Source organism: Candidatus Palibaumannia cicadellinicola, from assembly GCF_002855795.1.
GTDB classification, from domain to species: domain Bacteria; phylum Pseudomonadota; class Gammaproteobacteria; order Enterobacterales; family Enterobacteriaceae; genus Baumannia; species Baumannia cicadellinicola_C.
The window spans coordinates 1-3142 of the sequence record NZ_NJPO01000057.1 but is presented as its reverse complement, the minus strand read 5'-3'; the positions used below and the strand labels follow the sequence as shown (position 1 = coordinate 3142).

2 protein-coding genes are annotated in these 3142 nt (G+C 43.3%); both read right to left on the bottom strand.

What is annotated here, in order from left to right:
- The coding region (tkt, locus tag CEX73_RS01175) for a transketolase (protein ID WP_101626788.1) at positions 1 to 2024 on the bottom strand (2024 nt) is incomplete at its 3' end.
- Positions 2025 to 2043: 19 nt separating this feature from the next.
- Entirely contained in the window at positions 2044 to 3000 is a 957-nt protein-coding gene (gene tal / locus CEX73_RS01170; RefSeq protein ID WP_101626787.1) for a transaldolase, read from the bottom strand.
- Positions 3001 to 3142 lie beyond the last annotated feature (142 nt).

Here is a 3142-nt window from a genome sequence, read left to right as displayed (position 1 = left end):
GATTTATCTTTATCTATGCCCAGCGTTGATGATTTAATTAGTGTGCGCGCTTTACTCAACACGTTGTCGATGGTGAAGCCGAAGAATTGAAACAGTTGTTCCGCTGGGGCTGACTTCCCAAAAGTAGTCATACCAATAATCACCCCGTCTAATCCTACGTACTTATACCAATAATCTGCAATACCTGCTTCTATAGCAATACGTGCAGTAACTACCTTCGGCAATACCAATTCACGATAGACTTGATCTTGTTCATCAAAGACGTCGGTAGACGGCATTGATACTACACGAACTTGCCGGCCTTCATGGTTTAATTGCTGGTAAGTCGCAACTGCTAGCTCTACTTCTGAACCGGTTGCGATGATAATAAGTTCAGGTTGTCCAATGCAATCTTTTAAAACATAACCTCCGCGGGCAATATTAGCTAGCTGCTGCGCACTACGTGCCTGTGGCGCTAAATTTTGGCGGGATAGAATTAGCGCTGTTGGACCATTATTACGTTCAATTGCTTTTTTCCATGCAACTGCTGTTTCGACTTGGTCGCAGGGACGCCAGTTGCTCATGTTTGGTATTATGCGCAAGCTAGCTAGCTGCTCCACCGGCTGATGAGTTGGACCGTCTTCACCTAGTCCAATAGAGTCATGAGTATAAACCATGATATGCCGTGTTTTCATCATTGCCGCCATCCGTACAGCGTTACGGGCATATTCTGCAAACATCAGGAAAGTAGCGGTATAGGGTAGAAAACAGCCATGATGGGCTATACCATTGCCAATAGCGGTCATACCGAACTCACGCACCCCGTAGTGAATGTAATTACCAGCAGGATCTTCTGCAATCGAGGTTGACCTCGACCAAAAAGTTAGGTTACTTGGGCTTAAGTCAGCTGAACCACCAATAAGTTCTGGCAACATCGGGCCTAATACTTCTAAGACATTTTGTGATGCTTTACGACTAGCTATATTCTTTGGTTTAGCCTGCAATTGTTCAATTATTTTTTGGCTTTCTGCCTGCCAATTCGCCGGCAGATTACTAGTCATCCTTCGGGAGAACTCTTTGGCTAGTTCTGGATAAACTTTCTGGTAGGAAGAAAAGATATTGTTCCAGGCTGTTTCTTTTTTCTGTCCTGCTTCTTTCGCATCCCAGCCCTGATAGATATTATCTGGGATAACAAAAGGTTGTTCGTGCCAGTCAAGAGCTTTTCGGGTAGCCTCTATCTCTTTATCTCCCAGCGGAGCGCCGTGCGCACTATGTTTACCTGCTAGGTTCGGCGCGCCACAGGCGATAATGGTTTGACATAGCAACAGCGATGGCTTATGAGCTATGGCTCTAGCGCTTTTGATACCTGCTTTGATGGAATCACTATCGTGTCCATCTACATTGCGTACTACGTGCCAACCGTAGGCTTCAAACCGGGCAGCTGTATCATCACAGAACCAGTCTTTTACATTACCATCGATAGAAATGCCATTATCGTCGTAAAAAGCAATAAGTTTTCCCAACTTCATGATGCCAGCTAATGAACCTACTTCGTGGGAAATGCCTTCCATTAGGCAGCCATCGCCTAAAAATACATAAGTGTAATGATCGACGATTTTATGTTGCGGTCGGTTAAATTGCGCCGCTAAAGTACGTTCGCCGATGGCTAACCCCACTGCATTAGCAAAACCTTGACCAAGTGGTCCAGTAGTAGTTTCTACACCATCAGGGCAACTATGTTCGGGATGTCCCGGCGTTTTTGAGTGCAGTTGACGGAAGTTTTTCAGCTCTTCTATTGGTAAATTATAGCCTGTTAGATGTAGTAGGCTGTATAATAGCATCGAACCGTGGCCATTGGAAAGAATAAAACGGTCGCGATCGACCCAGTTGGGGTTAACAGGATTATGATTCATATAGTCGCGCCACAAAACTTCAGCAATATCAGCCATGCCCATTGGTGCGCCTGGATGGCCTGAGTTAGCTTTCTGCACAGCGTCCATGCTTAAAAAACGGATGGCGTTGGCAAATGCTTTTCTTGATGTTATTAACATGCTCGCTCCAAAATTACAATTTTTCCGCTAGAATCTTTTCTAGATTTTGCTGATCTCGCGCAAATTGGCGAATACCATCTGCTAACTGATCAACGGCCATGGCGTCCTGATTATGTTCCCAGCGAAATTCCGATTCAGAAAGCGGCGCTGGCTGATGAAACGCTTCAGTTTCAATGGAAGGAAATAGTTTACGCTCGACATGCTGATATAAATTACACAGCTCTTCCAGCATTGCTGGGGAAATCGTTAGACGGTCACAGCCTGCCAGGGCTAATATCTGCTCAACTTTACGAAAGCTAGCACCCATAATTACGGTTTGATAGCGGTGCTGCTTATAATAGTTATAAATAGCCTGCACTGATTTGATGCCCGGATCATCATAAACAGAATACGGTTCTAATAGTTGACGCTGGTAATACCAATCGTAGATACGGCCAACAAAAGGTGAAATCAAATAAACACCTGCCTCGGCACAAGCGCGAGCTTGTGCGAATGAGAAGATTAAAGTTAGGTTACAATTAATACCGTCTTTTTCCAACTCTTCTGCCGCCTTAATCCCTTCCCAGGTAGAAGCAATTTTTATCATCACACGAGATTTATGGATACCTTGTTCTTGATACAAACTGACTATTTTGCGTGCTTTAGCTATGCACATGTCACGATCAAATGATAGGCGTGCATCTACTTCGGTAGAGATGCGCCCTGGCACTTTTTTTAGAATTTCCACTCCTATATTTACTGCAAGCTTATCACTTGCATTGATAATTTTAGTCTCACGATTTCCACCTTGCTTACGTGCATAAATAAGTACGTTTTCAAGTAGGGTCTGGTAAGAGCTCAATCTAGCTGCTTTGAGAATAAGAGAAGGATTAGTCGTGACGTCTTGCGGTGTGTAATGATAAATAGATTCAATGTCTCCACTATCGGCTACTACGGTAGTAAACTGTTTGAGACCTTCTAACTGATTCATTTTTTTACTCCATAAATCTTATTATATCGGTTCAAGATACCAAGTAAAATATGTTATGGTACTTTTTTTTTCTACGACATTAAAGCTCCACTATGTTTCGTGAGATAGTATAGACATACATACCATACCTTAACTATTCCTT

Excerpts from the sequence above, each read along its gene's own strand:
- tal (WP_101626787.1), bottom strand. The coding sequence starts at position 3,000 with ATGAATCAGTTAGAAGGTCTCAAACAGTTTACTACCGTAGTAGCCGAT.